Raw genomic sequence first — 16,718 nt, 5'->3', positions numbered from 1 at the left:
CTTTCAGAAACCGAGGCGCCTGTTTCGCGAGCAAGCTTTGCTCCCACCCAGGCGAGGGATAAATCCCCTCGCCACAGATAAACTCCCTTGCCACAGTTGCCCGCCGTTTCGCTGCCAGCGCAGAATGCCCCGTCCCCACCCAACGCTCAAACCCAAGGAAACCGCATGAGTCTGTCTTTGCTGAGTCGTTACGCCTTCTTTGCCGGCTGTGTGGTGTTCACCCTCGCCAGCTTGCCGTTCCTGAACCACGACTGGCTCTGGCCGATCACACTGGTAACGGGGCTGTTAAGTCTGCTGGGACTGTTCGACCTGCTGCAGAACCGCCATGCCGTGCGTCGCAACTACCCGATCCTGGGCAATATCCGCTATCTGGTCGAAGGCATCCGCCCGGAAATTCGTCAGTACCTGCTCGAATCCGACAGCGACGCCCTGCCCTTCTCGCGCGCACAGCGTTCCCTGGTGTACTCCCGGGCCAAGAACGAAAGCGCCGACAAACCGTTCGGCACCCTGATCGACGTTTATCAGACCGGTTTCGAATTCATCGGGCATTCCATGCGCCCGGCTCCGTTGAGCGACCCCAGCGGTTTTCGCGTGATGGTCGGCGGACCGCAATGCACCCAACCGTATTCAGCATCGGTGTTCAACATCTCCGCCATGAGCTTCGGCTCCCTGAGCGCCAACGCCATTCGGGCGTTGAACCAGGGCGCCAAGCTCGGCAATTTCGCCCACGACACGGGCGAAGGCAGCATCAGCCCCTATCACCGTGAAAACGGCGGCGACCTGACCTGGGAACTGGGCAGCGGCTATTTCGGTTGTCGCACCCGTGAAGGTCGCTTCGACCCTGAGCGCTTCGCCGCCCAAGCGCAGAATCCGCAGGTGCGGATGATTGAAATCAAGATGAGCCAGGGCGCCAAACCCGGCCATGGCGGAATTCTGCCCAAGCACAAGGTCACCCGGGAAATCGCCGAAACCCGTGGCATCCTCATGGGCGAGGACTGCGTTTCACCGTCACGCCACAGTGCTTTCTCCACACCGATCGAACTGATGCAATTCGTCCAGCAACTGCGTGAACTGTCCGGTGGCAAACCAGTGGGTTTCAAGTTCTGCCTGGGCCACCCCTGGGAGTTCATGGGCATTGCCAAGGCCATGCTGGAAACCGGAATTTTGCCCGACTTCATCGTGGTGGACGGCAAGGAAGGCGGTACAGGTGCAGCGCCGGTGGAGTTCACCGACCACATTGGCGTGCCATTGCGCGAGGGCCTGCTGTTTGTCCACAACACCCTGGTGGGCCTGAACCTGCGGGACAAGATCAAGCTCGGCGCCAGCGGTAAAATCGTCAGCGCCTTCGACATCGCCAGCGTACTGGCCATCGGTGCCGACTGGGCCAACGCCGCGCGGGGCTTCATGTTCGCGATCGGCTGCATCCAGTCCCAAAGCTGTCATACCAACAAATGCCCTACCGGCGTCGCCACCCAGGACACCTTGCGCCAACGCGCCCTGGTCGTGCCGGACAAAGCGCAGCGGGTCTACAACTTCCACCGCAACACCCTCAAGGCCTTGGCCGAAATGCTCGCCGCCGCCGGCCTCGACCATCCTTCGCAACTGCAACCCAAACATCTGGTACGACGCATGTCCGCCACGGAAATCAAGCTGTTTTCCCAGTTGCATGTGTTCTTGAAACCAGGGGAATTGCTGACCGGTGAGGTCAATGGGGAGTTTTATTCGCGGATGTGGCAGATGGCGCGGGCGGACAGTTTTGAGCCGCAGGACGTCGCCGCCGCTTGACGGGCACATCAGGTACCAGAAAGGATATCCACTGGTACAGGGGATATCCCCTTGCGAAAAAAAGCCCCGATCATCCGACCGCAATGCTGTTCACTTAGGAAAAACGGCGCTTGTTTCAGCAATGAAAAGCGCCGTTTTTTTGTTTTTTGTTTTTCGTTTTTTTTGAAAAATCTACTCGCCTTTTTCCAGACGGGTAGTGTGCATATCCGTTGCTGCGGTAACGGCTGCTTAGGGTTCCGCCCTGACGGCGGGTCACTTTCGAAAATCCGGAAGCCGGCCCAGGCGAAAGTAACCAAAGCGCTCATGCCCCACCACTTGGCACCTCGCCTAGGCTCGGTGTGCCCGAACGAAGGCATTGCTCCGTGGGCCCGCCGCGAAGGGCCGCAGTGAACACAGAACTCATGCACACCCAAGATCACCTGTGGGAGCAAAGCTTGCTCGCGATAAGGCCAGCAAACCCAACATCCATGTGACTGAGCCACCGCCATCGCGAGCAAGCTTTGCTCCCACAGTTCTGATGGGTGTATGACCGGGAGAACCAGGTCGGCTCTCAGGCCGCCTCGAGGTGGACGTTGATCTCGGGCACACCGAGCCTAGGCGAGGTGCCAAGTGGTGGGGCAAAGCGCTTTTGGTTACTTTTGGCAGGTCCGGCTCCCGGCTCTTCCAAAAGTGACTCGCCGTCAGGGCGAAACCTTAAGTTGCCGTTACCGCAGCAACGGATATGTACCCAATCCAATCCAATCCAGTCCAACCCACCCCAAAAGAAAACGACTCTCCCTCAGAAAGCGCCATTTCCTTAAGTGAACAGCATTACGATCATCCGACCGGGGCTTTTCGTTTTATTGCCGGCAGTTTATGAAGCGGTATCCATCGAGCCCTGAACATCACCCGTGGGCTGCAACTTGAAGGTATAAAACAACACCGTCAGCAGCACCAGGAACGCCGGGCCCACATACAGGGCCACGCGGGTATCCGGGAAGTACGCCATCAGGCCCACCACCAGCACCAGAAATGCCAACGCCAGGTACGAACTGACCGGGTACAGCCACATGCGATACTTGAGCGCCGCACGCTCTGAAGCGCTCAGGCCTTTGCGGAATCTGAGCTGGGCCAGCAGGATCATCACCCAGGTCCAGATCGCGCCGAAGGTAGCGATGGAGGTCACCCAGACGAAGACTTTCTCCGGCACCAGGTAGTTGAGCAGCACCCCCAGCAGCAGCGCGGCGATAGACAGTAGCAACGCGCGACGCGGCACGCCGTTCGCCGAGGTGGTGGCAAAACCGGCCGGGGCCTGGCCGTTCTGCGCCAGGCTGTAGAGCATCCGCCCGGTGCTGAAGATGCCGCCGTTGCAGGACGACAGCGCCGCGGTAATCACCACGAAGTTGATGATGCCGGCGGCAGTCTTGATACCCAGGCGCTCGAAGGTCATCACGAACGGGCTGCCCTGGGTGCCGATCTCGTTCCAGGGGTAGATCGACAGGATCACGAACAACGCACCGACGTAGAACAGCAGGATCCGCCAGAACACCGAACCGATGGCGTTGGGAATGGTTTTCTGCGGGTTCTTCGCCTCACCGGCGGTCAGACCGATCATCTCCACGCCCAGGTAGGCGAACATCACCATTTGCAGGGACATCAGCACACCCTGCATGCCGTTGGGCATGAAACCGCCGTGCGCCCAGAGGTTGGAAATGCCCAGGGCCACGCCGTCGTTGCCGAACCCGAAGGCGATGATGCCGACGCCGCCGATGACCATGGCAATGATGGTCACGATCTTGATCAGGGCGAACCAGAATTCGAATTCACCGAAAGCCTTGACCGCGATCAGATTGATCGAGCCCATGCTGATCAGCGCCGCCAGGGCCCAGATCCAGCGGGGCACATCGGGGAACCAGATGCCCATGTACACCGCCACCGCGGTGATTTCCGCCACGCAGGTGACCAGCCACAGGAACCAGTAATTCCAGCCGGTCAGGAAGCCCGCCAGCGGCCCGAGGTAGTCCTGGGCATAACGACTGAACGAACCGGCCACCGGGTTGTGCACGGCCATCTCACCGAGCGCGCGCATGATCACCAGGATCGCCAGGCCGCCAATGATGTAGGACAACATGATCGCCGGGCCGGCCATTTCAATGGCCTTGGCCGAGCCGAGAAACAGCCCGACACCGATGCAGGCGCCGAGCGCCATCAAGCGGATATGCCGCTCGCCGAGTTCACGTTTGAGCGGACCACCCTGAGCGGTCTCGCCATGGGGCAGATGATTGCCGACAGGCATAGGGATACAACCTCGTTTTGTTATTGGATTGACCACCGAGTCTCCAAAGCCGCAAGCCGATAGGCCTGCCACCTTGCCGAAACCGGTCTGTTTTGTGGACAGACCGTCCTGTAGAACAAAAGCCGCAGGATCAGCGGGCCGTGCAGTATAAAAAGCCAGAGGCAGAAAGTTTCACTGTAAAACCAGGAAAAATCAGGGATAAACATCATCAACATACGTCCTTATGGAGATGTATTACCTGGGATTACAGCCAATTTATAAAACGGCGCCGAGTATTGCACAGCGATGGTGCAGCGTCATGCCTAGGGACATGTCGATGGCTCTAGCGCAGGGTTCTTGGGCACCGCTGCCCCTTGTGGCGAGGGGATTTATCCCCGCTCGACTGCGCAGCAGGCGCAAAAGGTCATGAGCATTGTCTGGGAGATTGAGGATGCTTCTCAGAAGGGCTGCTGCGCAGCCCAACGGGGATAAATCCCCTCGCCACAGGGACTACGAAAGTTTCGGAATATTCGTTCGGACGTTTCAGCTTCGAAACGACGGCGCCATGACTAAGCTGCATTCACCCCCTCTATCAAAGGAAGCAAGGAATGCATCCACGACCCAATTCCCACCTACTGCGTCGAGGACGTTATTCGGAGCATGGACGAGCCTATCTGGTGACTGCGGTTATTCATCGTCGGCGGCCGGTTTTTGCCGACTGGAAAGTTGGAAGACTGTTGGTCGCCGAACTCAAGCGCGCGAATGATTCAGGCCAGGTAAAGTCCTTGGCCTGGGTGGTCATGCCGGATCATTTCCATTGGCTGCTGCAACTCATCGATAACCAACTAAGCCGGGTCATCGGTGCTACGAAAGCTCGATGCACCCATAGCGTGAACAGCAAGACCGGGACTTGTGGCCCTCTCTGGCAAAACGGCTTCCACGACCGTGCGATCCGCGACAACGAAGACCTGCTGCCCTTCGCCCGCTACATCATTGCCAATCCACTTCGTGCAGGACTGGTGGATCGAATCGGCGATTACCCCCTATGGAACGCTGAATGGCTTTGAAGCCCCCGCCACCTGTGGCGAGGGGATTTATCCCCGCTCGACTGCGCAGCAGTCGCAAATGAGGATTGAGGATGCCTCAAAAGAACTGCCGCGCAGCCCAACGGGGATAAATCCCCTCGCCACAGAGGATCGTCGGCGCGGCCTATGACATTGGTTTGTCCACAATTTCCCCGCCGCCCGCGCCACCACCGTCTAAGCTTCAAGCAAGTCCCGATCAATGCGTGAATGGATCAGTCGACTATGGGCGCGTTATGGCAAACCGATTCGAGTAAACCTGTGGGCCCGACTGAACGTATGGAAGAAGCACCTTTACCCCAAAAAAAACGCCGAGCAGGGCATGGCTGGCGAGCGTTCTGGTTGTTGCTGTTGATTATCGTAGTGGTGGTCGGCCTGGCGGTGGCCAAGGAAATGCGCACGTCCAGGTTTCAGGCCCGGGAGATCAGCCGGTACGCCGCGTCTCTGACCTATTCGGTGCAACCGGGGCCCAGCGACGCCATCGTCTACCCTGGGGCGGGCCCGTTCGACCGGCGGTTGGGCTACAGCTCGATGGATGAGTTCCTGCCACGGTTGCTCAAGCGCGATTACGTGATCCAGGCCCAGGCACGTTTCTCCCCAGCCTTGATGACCTACGTCGATAAAGGCCTGTTCGCTCCCTACGTGGAAAAGATCCAGGCCGGCCTGACCATCACCGATTGCCGCGTTGCGCCCTTGTACCAGTTCAAGTACCCGCAGCAACTGTACGCAAGCTTCGAGGCAATCCCCCCCGTGGTGGTGCAAAGCCTGTTGTTCATCGAGAACCGCTTTTTGCTTGACCCCAAGCATCCCCAGGCCAACCCGGCGGTGGACTGGCCGCGCTTCGGCATGGCGGCGTGGTCCCAGGTGGCCAAGCTCCTGAGTTTGCCGGGACAGTCCGCCGGGGGCAGCACACTGGCAACGCAGCTGGAAAAATACCGCCACTCCGCCGATGGCCTCACCGGGTCGGGGGCGGAGAAAATCCGCCAGATGATTTCCGCCAGTGTGCGTGCCTATCAGGCAGGCCCACAGACCCTTGAGGCACGGCAGAAAGTCATCCGTGATTACCTCAACAGCGTGCCGCTCTCTGCCGTGCCGGGGCATGGCGAAGTCCACGGCATGGCCGAAGGTTTGCGGGTCTGGTACGGCGCCGATTTCAAGCGTGCCAACGAACACTTGTCCAGCAGCGCGACAGACCCAGACAGCCTCGCGGAAAAAGGCCTGGCCCTGCGGGAAATGCTGTCGTTGATGATCGCCCAGCGTCGCCCGTCCTATTACTTGTCCAAGGGCCGCGACGAACTGGCGCACCTGACCGACAGCCACGTCCGGCTACTGGCCCAGAACGGCGTGATCGACGCCTCCCTGGCCGAGGCGACCCTGGCAAGCAAGGTCAGCTATCGCGACTGGGTGCAGCAACCCACCCTCCAACCCAACGAAATCAACAAGGGCATCAGCGCCGCCCGCAGTCGTCTTGCCACGCTGCTCAACCGCTCGTTCTACGACCTCGACCGCCTGGACCTCTCCGCCACCAGCACCTTGCAAAACGACTTGCAGACCCAGGCCACCGATTACCTCAAGCGCTTGGCGGACCCGGCGTTCGCAACCGAAATCGGCCTGATGGGCGAACGTCTGCTGACGCCTACCAGCACCGCCCAGGTGCGCTACAGCTTCACCCTGCTGGAGTTGACCCCGGACGGCTCGCGCGTGCGCGTGCAGACCGACAGCACCGACCAACCCTTCGATATCAACGAAGGCAGCAAACTGGAACTGGGCTCCACCGCCAAGTTACGGGTGCTCACCACCTACCTGCAGATCATCGCCGAACTGCACGAACGTTATGCCCACGAGCCCCCGGCAACATTGAAAAAAACCGAGGTCGCCGACCAGGACCGTCTCTCCCGCTGGGCGGTCGATTACCTGATCCAGCACAACGATCGCAACCTGCCGACGATGCTTGAGGCGGCGCTGGATCGTACCTATTCAGCCAGCCCCGGCGAGGCGTTTTTCACCGGTGGCGGGCTGCACACCTTCAATAATTTCCGTAGAGAAGATAACGGCCGTAATCCCACCTTGCGGGACGCCCTGCGCGAGTCGATCAACCTGCCATTCATTCGCCTGATGCGTGACTTGGTGCGTTACGCCACGTATGCGGGTCCCGACAGCAGTTCGGAGCTGCTCAAGGACGACAAGAATCCGCGCCGCCAGGAGTACCTGGCCCAGTTTGCCGACCGCGAAGGCACCACGTTCCTGCTCAAGTTCTGGAAGAAATACCAGAAAAAAGACACGGGCCAGCGTCTCGAAACGTTCCTCGACGGCATGCGCCCCACCGCGATCCGCCTGGCCGCCGTGCACCGCTACTTCTTTCCCGGCGACAGCCAGGAGAGCTTCAACCACTTTGTGCGTTCGCACCTCAAGTCGGCCAAGAGTGCCGAAAAGCTCACCAACGAACGCCTGGAACGGCTCTACCGCAGCTACGGCCCGGGCAGCTATGACCTGCCCGACCAAGGTTTTATCGCCAAAGTCCATCCACTGGACCTGTGGTTGGTGGGTTATCTGCTGAACAACCCCGATGCCAAGTTCAGCCAGATCGTCAAAGCCAGCCGGTTCGAGCGCCAGGAGGTCTACAGCTGGCTGTTCAAGAGCCGGCACAAGAGCGCCCGCGACAGTCGTATCCGGACCATGCTGGAGGTCGAAGCCTTCCTTGATATCCACCAACGCTGGCAGGAAGTCGGCTACCCGTTCGACCATCTGGTGCCGTCGCTGGCCACCGCCATCGGCAGCTCCGGCGACCGCCCCGCCGCCCTGGCGGAACTGGTGGGCACCATCCTCAACGACGGCATCCGGCTCCCGGCGCTACGCGTCGACAGCCTCGACTTCGCCGTCAATACCCCGTATGAAACACGGCTGATCAGCGACCCGGATAACGGCAAACGGGTGATGCCAGTGGAAGTGGCCCAGGCCTTGCGCAGTGCGTTGTCCCAGGTGGTCGATGCCGGCACCGCGAAACGGGTGGCCGGCAGTTTCACCCTGGCCGATGGCACACCGTTGTCGATGGGTGGCAAGACCGGCACTGGCGACAATCGCATCGAAGCCGTTGGCGCCGGCGGGCGGGTCATCAGCTCAAAGTCGATCAACCGTACCGCGACCTTTGTGTTCTACATCGGCGACAGCCATTTCGGCACCCTCACCGCCTATGTGCCGGGGGCTTCGGCGCAGAACTTCAAATTCACCTCGGCCTTGCCGGTGCAGGTGCTCAAGGGCATGGCGCCGTTCCTCTCGCCGTACCTGCAACCGGGTAGCCAGACCCAATGCAAACCACTGGTGGCGCGGCAATGAGTCACGGCGTGGCGTGGTGAGTTACAGGGTAACCCGAGGGACCGCGTCGAAGATCACGGTGATATCCCCTGTGTACAAACCTGTCTGCAGGGGAGTAAGCGGGATCGGCGCGGAGATGACCATCTCGGCCTGCATACCTGGCGTGGACGTTGCGTCATCCACCACTTCCTGCGGCGTGGCGTTCAGTACAACGTTGTTGAACGAGATGAGAAGGAGAATCGGGTTCCAGCCGTTGTACAGAAAGGATGGCCCATCAAGGTAGGCATGAACCGAACCTTCGGTGTGCTTCACATCGAAGGTCTGGCGCAGCGGGGTCAATTTTCTGGTCACCGGGTTGAAATGCATGACCTCATCCTTGCCGAAGTCCGGATTGCGCGGCTGCACATGGAACTGCTTGTTGGGAATGTTCGCGGTGATATGGATGGCTGCGCGAGCATCGTCAGCCGCGGACACCCAAGAAGGACTCAGGGTCGCAAGAGTTGTCATGAATATTATTTTTTTAAACACGCTTGATACCTTTCAGAGTAAAAAAACGAAGCGGAGACCGCCTTGTGGCAAGCCACTGATGGTCAGCGACGCGGTGCGAGTCAAGGGGTTACGCGAGGCACCGCGTCGAAGATCACGGTCAAGTCGGCGGTGTACAGGCCTTGCTGACCGTCATAGACCTTGTCCGAGGCCATGATGAGCATGTCCGCCTGGGTGCCAGGCGTGGACGTTGCGTCATCCACCACTTCCTGGGACACGCCGGTCAGGGAGATGTTGTTGAACCTGACGAGCAGGGGAATCGCGTCGCTGCCGTTGGTCAAAAACGCCCGGCCGCCCTCGAGGTAGGCATGGACCGAGCCATCGGTGTGCTTCACATCGAAGGTCTGGCGCAGCGGGCTCAGTTGGCTGTTCACAGGATCGAAATGCATGACCTCATCCTTGCCAAAGTCCGGATTACGCGGCTGCGCATGGAACTGCTTGTTAGGAATGTTCGCGGTGATATGAATGGCTGCGCGAGCATCATCAGCCGCCGACACCAGTGCAGGACTCAGGGCCGCAAGGGTCATCACGAACCGTATTTTTCTAAACATGCTTGATACCTTTTCAGAGTAACGAAACGAAGTGTTGACCACCTTGCGGCCCTTATTCGACCGGGTGCCCTACCCCACGCTTTTGGTCCTCACGGCGCAATGGCATCGAACACCATGTGCACCGTGCCGTAGTAGTCGCCGGGCTTATAGTCGTCAGCGGGCTTGATGGCGGCGATTTCCAATGGCACCTGGCGTCCGGGCCGGGCCTCGATGGCTGACACCACGTGGGCTGAATCCAGGCTCAACTCGACGTTGTTGAACCTCACCCGCAGGTCGATACGGTCACGGCCATTGGATAAGTAAGCCTCTTCGCCCAGGCGCGCACCGATGGCACCGTTGCTGTTCTTCACCTCGTAGGTCGCCCGCAACGGGCTGAGCTCGTTGGTGATGGTGCTGAACGGCAAGCGTTGTTCACGCTGGACCCACTGCGGGTCGAGGGGCAGTACATAGAAGTCGAGCGTCGGGATGGTCACGTAGAGTTCGAAGGTTTCCCGTTCGACCGCCCCCCACGCCGGGCTCCAGGGCCATATCAGAGCGGTCAATGCGAGGGGGCGTAGCAGTGTCTTGAACATATTGATTACCTGTGGCGTCAACGACGGTTCGGCGACGGCAACCGTCAACCCTTGATCTCGACGGCCTTGCTCTGGCCGCCCTCGATCAGCGTGAAGCGATATTCACGCCCCGCCTCCTTGTCGAACGAAAACGTGCGACCGGCCATGACGTGGTGCTTGGTGGTCGGCCGGCAGTCGTTTTCTTTCTTCGCGGCACAATCCTTGAACTCATCGATCACCAGAACGCTATTGCCGTTGTTGCGCATCAGGTAATGACTGGCGCTGTCATCGATCACGGTCTCGAAACGGGTGTTCTTGGGTCGTACAAAAAACACCGTGCCGTAGCCCGCCAGGACCTTGAGCCCCGCCGCCACACGTTCCTTTTTGTACTCTTCGCGCTCCTGCGCACTGATGGCAAACTCGTCCTCCGCTTCCGGCACCACCGGCACGAAACGCACCCGGAAGTAACGCTCCTTGTCGCGGTTGCCCATGAACAGCAACCTTGTGCCCTGCATGCCGTTGGCCGGCACGATCAGCCGCGCCGGGCTGGCCATCAGGCCGTCCTTGGCCATGGCGCTGGCCTGGTTCTGCAACGGCACTTCCTGATACGTACCGTCCTCGTTGTAGATCATTTCCAGGATGTTGACCTTGACGAATGCCGTGGAGGTGCCGCCGTTGAACACCCGTTTCATGTAGGTGCTTTTGTCGCCTTCGAGGTAGTCGTAGACCACCCCGACACCAATCTGCGGCCCGGCCTGGGCCACGCCGCAAAACAGATAGAACCCAACCCATGCCCATAGATGTTTCATCACTTCTTTAACCTCATGCATTAAACGTAACTCACTGAACACAGCTGGCCTTAAGGCCACTCAGACTTCCGAATCCCAGATCACCGTGACGTTGCCGGTATAGGCCTTGGCACCGCTGTCCAGCATCTCTTCGACGCTGTTGCGGGCCACTTCAAAGTGCAGGGTGCCCGGCCGGCGATCGACATAGAAACCTGGCTGGAACAGTTCGGTACCGCTGCCGTCACGCAGTAACCGGCGACGGTTGACCGGTTGCCCGACGGCATCGGTCAAACCTTCAGGCAGGCTGACGCTGACCTCCACCGGCACGGCATGACCGCTACCAGCTTCGGAGATCGCGCAGGTATTGCCGCTGATGATTTGGCATTCGAGCGCCATCTTGAAACGGGAAGAGGCGGAGATATGGAAGCGTTGGTCACGGAACAACCGGGTTGGTGTGCGGCCGCTGTTCAGCCAGGATTGCCAGCCCTCCTGGGGCACCAGTTCGACCCGGTTGCCACCAGGGGGGACTTCGACCTTGAGGGTGTGCTCGACGTCGAGTTTGAAGTTGAGCGTAAGTGCTGAATCGTTGGGGAGCATGACATCGCCCATGTCAATGTCCTGCCCCGGCCCGACGCTATAGGTCAGTGATCCGGTGTATTGGCCGGAGGACATTTTCAGTGGGTTGGGGGTTCGCAGTTCGTAGGCAAAGTCCAGATAGCGGTAAGAAAAGCCAGGGATCAAATAATTGGCCCCTTTTGCACACACGCCCTCTACCGGGGTTTTCCAGAAGAAGGTGTAGTCTGTATTGGTATACAACCCTATACCGCTGTATCTACAAGGCGTGGGGGCATATACCCAACTAAGGCCGCTCCATAACCGTTGATGAGCGATCAAAAGCGACACGCCGCCACCTACCAAGTCGATGGCGTTACCAGAGAGTCGGTATGTCGAACCTATACCGGACCAGCGCACTTCAACGACCTCAGTTTCACCGGTCGCTGAATGGGTCACCTGTGTCGTGCGCCAAGTGGTAGGGAGTTTAAACATCGCGCCCTGTCGAGCATCCCCATGGTTGGCTTGAATAGGACTGGTCGAATTGAAGATAAAGGGCAACCGAATGCTGAACATCTTTGTTGCCCTGCATTCCGACGGATATTGTGCGCAGTAACCACTAATAGGCGTGGTATTGAGAAAAGTATTCTCATTGGGTTTCGATGGATCAGGCCTGAACAATGCACTGATGTCCTGGGTCAAGGCGTTGGCCGCAGGCACAAACGCAAACAACAACAGCGAGACCACGCTGCGCACTGCAACCGATAAGGGTTTCATTTTTACAACCTCATGCATCAAGACAGATCACTGCAAATAGGTGGTGAGCAATTCACCTGTGGGAGCAAGGCTTGCCCGCGATGCAGGCGCCCCAGTCTTCAGGTGAACGGCGTTATCGTTCATCGCGAGCAAGCTTTGCTCCCACGGATCTCATGAGCGCTGCTTCGTCCCAGCCTCGGCCAGCGTCGTATCGGCCAGGGTGTCGGGCGTGCAGCGCAAATCACCGATCATCAACACATCGCCTTCGCGGCCGGTGTTGTCCGGGTCGAGGCGGAACCGGCAAAACAACTCGTTGCCGTAGCGCACTTCCAGGGTGGGCGAGCCGGTATTCATTTCCATGGAGAAGAACCCGTCCACCTCGCTGATGCCGCGACTGGCGTGGTTGATCACGTGGTGGCCCCGAAGCGGCTGGCCCTGCCCGTCCAGCAAACGCCCGAGCACGGTCACGGTTTTCATCACGCTGATCTTGCGGTAGTCCACGCCGCCCTTATTCAGGTGATAACGGATGCGTGAAGGCTCGATGTTCGCCGCTGGCGGATGCACGCCGTCGAAGTCGAAGGTCACCATGCTGTTTTTATAAGCAGTGATGGGGACGAAGTTACGGCCCGGACGCAACGCGCTGCTGCCGCCGGTCAAGTCATCAGCGCGCAGGACGACATTGTCCAGATCGGTTTCCACATCGACGATCATGCCCGCGCCACGCCCTTGGGGCAGGCCGGTGAAGGCCGCTTTCTGGCCGCCCACGGCCACGGTGCTGCTCAGGTTCAGGCCGCCGGTGAGGTTGTCGTTATAGGACGAGCGCTGAATGAAACCGTCGCCGTAAAGCGAGTCGGTCATGAAGCTGGCGATGCCGGACAGGCCCACGCCATAGGTGTCGGCCAGCGCCGTGGCGGAGACGCTTTGCAGCACGTGGTCTTGCAGATTTCGGCGATAGGTCAGCGAGGCATTGTGGTCCCGATCGCCGTCCCGCGAGGTACGGGTGCCGAGGCTGCCCGACCAGTACTCACCCGGCCCGCCCAGGGCGACGCTAACGCTCAGGTCGACGCCGCGATTGCGCCGGTCGGCGGTACTCGAGGTGCCGGGGCGGTCGAACACTGAAAGCCGCCAGTTGGCATCGCTGCCACGCAGCTTGCCGCGCTGGGTCCAACCCAGGTCCAGGCCGGTGCCCTGGACATTACCCTCGCTGTAGGCCAGCCGTCCGTTGATGGAGGTCTTGTTGCTCAAGCGATGGTTGACCGACAGCGACGAGTTGCTGGTATGGCCGACGAACACATTGCGCTGACGGATACGGGTGCCATCCGGCAGGGTTTCATAGGTGTTGCGGGTGTCCAGCCAACTGCGGTTGTGGCTGGCCACCACGCTGCCATTGCCGTAACTGTACAGGCCTTGCAAGTCCATGCCGGTGCCGTACTGCTGGGTTTGATAGACGTTGGCGTACAGGCTGGTGTTGCCCGCCAGCGTCCAGTCCACCGAGGTGCCCACTTGCAGTTTGTCCTGCACCTGACGCGTGGAAGCGCCCAGGATCACTCGGGGATGCAACAGGTAGCTGAGGCCGATGCCCGCCGTCGTGAACCCCGAGGGCTGGTCTTCCCAGTTGCTCCAGAGCCTGGTTTCGCGCCCGGCGAACAGGTTGTAGCGCCAGCGATCCTCGGCGTTGCTCCAATTGCTGGGTTTGTAGACCAGTTCCTGGCTGGTGGCGGTGGTTTGCCCGTCCTCGATCAGCCGCACTTCCACTTCATAGATACCGCCGGGCAAGGGCCGAGTGTCCAGACTCTGCAAGCCGGAGGCGACCGCCTGGGTATTGATCAACAGGCCACTGCGGTAAATCTCCACCGACGCCTGGCGGCTGGCGGTGACATAAATGGGGTAGACGCTGGGTTTGGGATTTTCGATCGCCAGGCTGTCGGAGCTGCCGTACATCACCCCCAACGCGGTGTCCGGGTTGGCGCCGAACGAACGGATCTGCCGATTCAAGCCGTCGGAGCTGGGCGTGAAATAACCCAGGCGGAAAAAAGTCCCTTCCATCTCTCGTTGGGTGTAGAGCTCATGGACGGCGTGGTACAGCTTGTCGTCCGGCCCGCCAAGACGTGAAAGCTGAAGGTCCAGCGACTGGCTCCAGTTGCCCACGCTGGAACTGGCGTTGAGGCCATAACGCCCGCCTGTGTCCTGCTCTTGGCCACCGTTGATATTCAGTTGGTTGTTGAAGATCAGACCGAGACTGCCGCCTTCCGGTTGATCGTAATAGCGCTTGATTTCGGTGCCTCGTTCCACGTCCCGGGTCAGGATCGACACCAATGAATTTTCAAGGCTGTAATGCACGGCCAGCAGCCCTGACGGACAGCGGCCTTCACAGGCGCCCAATACTTGTCCTTGTTTGAGATGCTGTGCCCATTGCTCGCGCTCGACAGCTTTTATCGTGCTGTCCTGCGTGTCGGTGAAGTCAAGCAGGGTAATACGATCATCCCGCGTCAAGACCACCATGGCTTCGCCGAGGTACTGTTGATTGAGTTCAATACGAACCGCCAGAGGCACATCGAAGAAGTGCGATTCAAACTCCGCCGGCAGGCCCTTGGCCTGGGACAGCAGGCTTCTCGGTGTCGTACCGGGGGCAGTCGGCGCGGCCAATGCATTCGCGCACAACAATAGCGCGAGCGCACCCGCGATGGGCGTCATCGGGAACATCAACGAATTCTCATAATCTGCGAGCGATCAGGGTGTTTCAGGTGCTGGCCGCCCGGCTGGGGAGCGCCGGACGGCCTGCGGCAATGCCCGTGGAATGAGCTGAAACTCACCGGGCATCGACGGGCATCACGGGCGCGGCACGGCGTCGAAGATCACGGTCATGTCGGCGGTGTACAGGCCGTTCTGGGTAGCCAGGGGTGTGGCTGCGGCGATGGTCATGTCAGCCTGGGTGCCAGGCGTGGACGCTGCATCGTCGACCACTTCCTGAGCGATGGCGGTCAGGGTGACGCCATTGAAGTTGGTGGTCAGGGCAATGGAGTCACGACCGTTGTACAGCGCCGCCGGGCCACCCTCGATGTAGGCGTGGACCGAACCTTCGGTGTTCTTCACGTCGAAGGTCTGGCGCAACGAAGTCAAGGTGCCGCTGACCGTGTTGTAGCTCATGATTTCATCCTTACCGAAGTTCGGGTCACGTGGCTGCACGTGGAACTGCTGGGTCGGGATGTTCGCACTGATGTGGATCGCGGAGCGTGCATCATCGAGCGCGAATGCCAGCGAAGAGCTCAGGGCGGCGGCAGTCAGGGAAGCGGCGGTTACGAATTGTTTGAGCATGGTTAACACCTGTTCCTAGCAATCAATAAAAAAAGAAGGGTTGAGGACCTGGCCAAACAACAGCCCGGCGTGACCCTCAACGCCGGAGCATGATCAACTCTCTTTAATTAAAAATAAGCAGGCACATTCCCACAGGCGTGTAGTAAATCCAGCACACGAAACGAAGAAAAAGACGCAACTTTTTATGAAGTAAAAGCTTGGATGTAAGAAACAACTGACATTGAATTTATTAAACGTTAAAACGAGCAGACGCCCAGACGTCTATCTCTTGAGAGCCCGGTCGTGGCGCTGGGTGAGCGGCGGATGCGCATTGAAGCCAGCCAGCGCACATTGCGCCGCCCTGATTGTCCCCATAAATCCATGACGCGGTGTATAACCTGCGGCATGCACTGCAAAAGCCACCTGTCCCGGAGTCAAGCCAATGACTGAAGTCGACCCAAACACCATTCACCGTGTCAGCCACGAGATCAAACGCCGTCGCCTGCAAGTGCTGCGGGTTGAGGACCTGACCCCACGCATGCGCCGTATCACCGTCGGCGGGCCGGAACTGGCCGGGTTCGTCAGCCTCGGCACGGACGATCACGTGAAGCTGCTGTTCCCGCAGAACGCCGAGGAACACGCCGCCCTGGAAAACTTCAATCCCAGCGCCGGCAAGGCCCAGGGCCCGATGCCCGAGATGCGCGACTACACCCCGCGCCGCTACGACCTGAACACCCTGGAGCTGGACATCGACTTCGTGCTCCACGGCGACGGCCCTGCCGCGACCTGGGCGGCCCAGGCAACGCCCGGGCAATACCTCCACATCGCCGGACCACGGGGCTCGATGATCGTGCCGGACATCTTCGACAGCTACCTGCTGATCGGCGACGAAACCGCCCTGCCCGCCATCGCCCGCCGCCTCGAAGGCCTGGCGCCCAACCGGCGTGCCCTGGTGGTGGTGGAAGTGGAGAACGGCGCCGAACAGCAAGTCCTCCAGAGCCCGGCGCAGGTACACGTGATCTGGGTACTGCGCGAAGGCCGCCAGAACACCCTGCTGGCCACCGTGCAACAGCTGCAAATACCCGGCGGCAAGCTGTACGCCTGGGTCGCGACCGAAAGCAAGGTGTCGCGGCAGATTCGCAAGGTGTTGCTGGAAGACAAAGGCCTGGACCAAGACTTCGTGAAGGCCGTGGGTTACTGGAAGGCGGACGGCAGCGACGACGAATGAGGGGCCGTTCACTGGCCCC

General features: G+C 59.8%; 13 protein-coding genes. 4 read left to right on the top strand and 9 right to left on the bottom strand.

Annotated elements, in window-relative coordinates; genetic code table 11:
* Positions 1-165: 165 nt before the first annotated feature.
* Positions 166-1,785 (top strand): FMN-binding glutamate synthase family protein, encoded by a 1,620-nt coding sequence (locus PSH57_RS05560; RefSeq protein ID WP_305388298.1) that lies wholly within the window; start codon positions 166-168, stop codon positions 1,783-1,785.
* A gap of 8 nt (positions 1,786-1,793) precedes the next feature.
* Here PSH57_RS05560 and PSH57_RS05555 read toward each other — a convergent pair whose 3' ends face one another.
* Together PSH57_RS05555 and PSH57_RS05550 are read right to left on the bottom strand one after the other, a co-directional pair.
* On the bottom strand, positions 1,794-2,090 hold the full coding sequence (locus PSH57_RS05555) for a hypothetical protein (protein WP_305388296.1): 297 nt from the start codon (positions 2,088-2,090) through the stop codon (positions 1,794-1,796).
* A 548-nt stretch (positions 2,091-2,638) separates the two neighbouring features.
* Positions 2,639-4,060, bottom strand: coding sequence for an amino acid permease (locus PSH57_RS05550; protein WP_305388295.1), 1,422 nt, complete (start codon positions 4,058-4,060; stop codon positions 2,639-2,641).
* 587 nt (positions 4,061-4,647) lie between these two features.
* Here PSH57_RS05550 and PSH57_RS05545 point away from each other — a divergent pair.
* Together PSH57_RS05545 and PSH57_RS05540 are read left to right on the top strand one after the other, a co-directional pair.
* Positions 4,648-5,106 carry an REP-associated tyrosine transposase gene (locus PSH57_RS05545; RefSeq protein WP_305388293.1) on the top strand — a complete coding sequence of 153 codons (459 nt, stop codon included), beginning with the start codon at positions 4,648-4,650 and terminating at the stop codon, positions 5,104-5,106.
* 240 nt (positions 5,107-5,346) lie between these two features.
* A complete protein-coding gene (locus tag PSH57_RS05540; RefSeq protein ID WP_305416404.1) occupies positions 5,347-8,454 on the top strand; it encodes a transglycosylase domain-containing protein in 3,108 nt (1,035 codons plus the stop codon).
* A gap of 21 nt (positions 8,455-8,475) precedes the next feature.
* On the opposite strand, the gene PSH57_RS05535 is transcribed toward PSH57_RS05540, so the two are convergent.
* From PSH57_RS05535 to PSH57_RS05505, 7 genes are all read right to left on the bottom strand, one after another.
* A complete protein-coding gene (locus tag PSH57_RS05535; RefSeq protein WP_305416402.1) occupies positions 8,476-8,961 on the bottom strand; it encodes a CS1 type fimbrial major subunit in 486 nt (161 codons plus the stop codon).
* Between the two features lie 80 nt (positions 8,962-9,041).
* Positions 9,042-9,530, bottom strand: a complete 489-nt coding sequence (locus PSH57_RS05530) for a CS1 type fimbrial major subunit (RefSeq protein ID WP_305388288.1) — start codon at positions 9,528-9,530, stop codon at positions 9,042-9,044.
* An 89-nt stretch (positions 9,531-9,619) separates the two neighbouring features.
* Positions 9,620-10,102, bottom strand: coding sequence for a CS1 type fimbrial major subunit (locus PSH57_RS05525; RefSeq protein WP_305388285.1), 483 nt, complete (start codon positions 10,100-10,102; stop codon positions 9,620-9,622).
* Between the two features lie 44 nt (positions 10,103-10,146).
* Positions 10,147-10,890, bottom strand: coding sequence for a molecular chaperone (locus PSH57_RS05520; RefSeq protein WP_305390299.1), 744 nt, complete (start codon positions 10,888-10,890; stop codon positions 10,147-10,149).
* 60 nt (positions 10,891-10,950) lie between these two features.
* Complete coding sequence (locus tag PSH57_RS05515; protein ID WP_305388283.1) at positions 10,951-12,198, bottom strand: hypothetical protein; 1,248 nt, start codon at positions 12,196-12,198, stop codon at positions 10,951-10,953.
* A 150-nt stretch (positions 12,199-12,348) separates the two neighbouring features.
* The gene (locus PSH57_RS05510; protein WP_305416400.1) at positions 12,349-14,880 is read right to left on the bottom strand and encodes a CS1-pili formation C-terminal domain-containing protein; all 2,532 of its coding nucleotides are present in this window, start codon (positions 14,878-14,880) and stop codon (positions 12,349-12,351) included.
* A gap of 126 nt (positions 14,881-15,006) precedes the next feature.
* Complete coding sequence (locus PSH57_RS05505; RefSeq protein WP_305388281.1) at positions 15,007-15,492, bottom strand: CS1 type fimbrial major subunit; 486 nt, start codon at positions 15,490-15,492, stop codon at positions 15,007-15,009.
* A gap of 421 nt (positions 15,493-15,913) precedes the next feature.
* On the opposite strand from PSH57_RS05505, the gene PSH57_RS05500 reads away from it, so the two are divergent.
* Positions 15,914-16,699: a siderophore-interacting protein gene (locus PSH57_RS05500; RefSeq protein WP_305388279.1), complete on the top strand. Its 786-nt coding sequence runs from the start codon at positions 15,914-15,916 to the stop codon at positions 16,697-16,699.
* Positions 16,700-16,718 lie beyond the last annotated feature (19 nt).

Source organism: Pseudomonas hefeiensis (assembly GCF_030687835.1).
GTDB lineage: Bacteria > Pseudomonadota > Gammaproteobacteria > Pseudomonadales > Pseudomonadaceae > Aquipseudomonas > Aquipseudomonas hefeiensis.
Note: the sequence above shows the minus strand (reverse complement) of the source record. Positions and strands in the feature narration are given on the sequence as shown.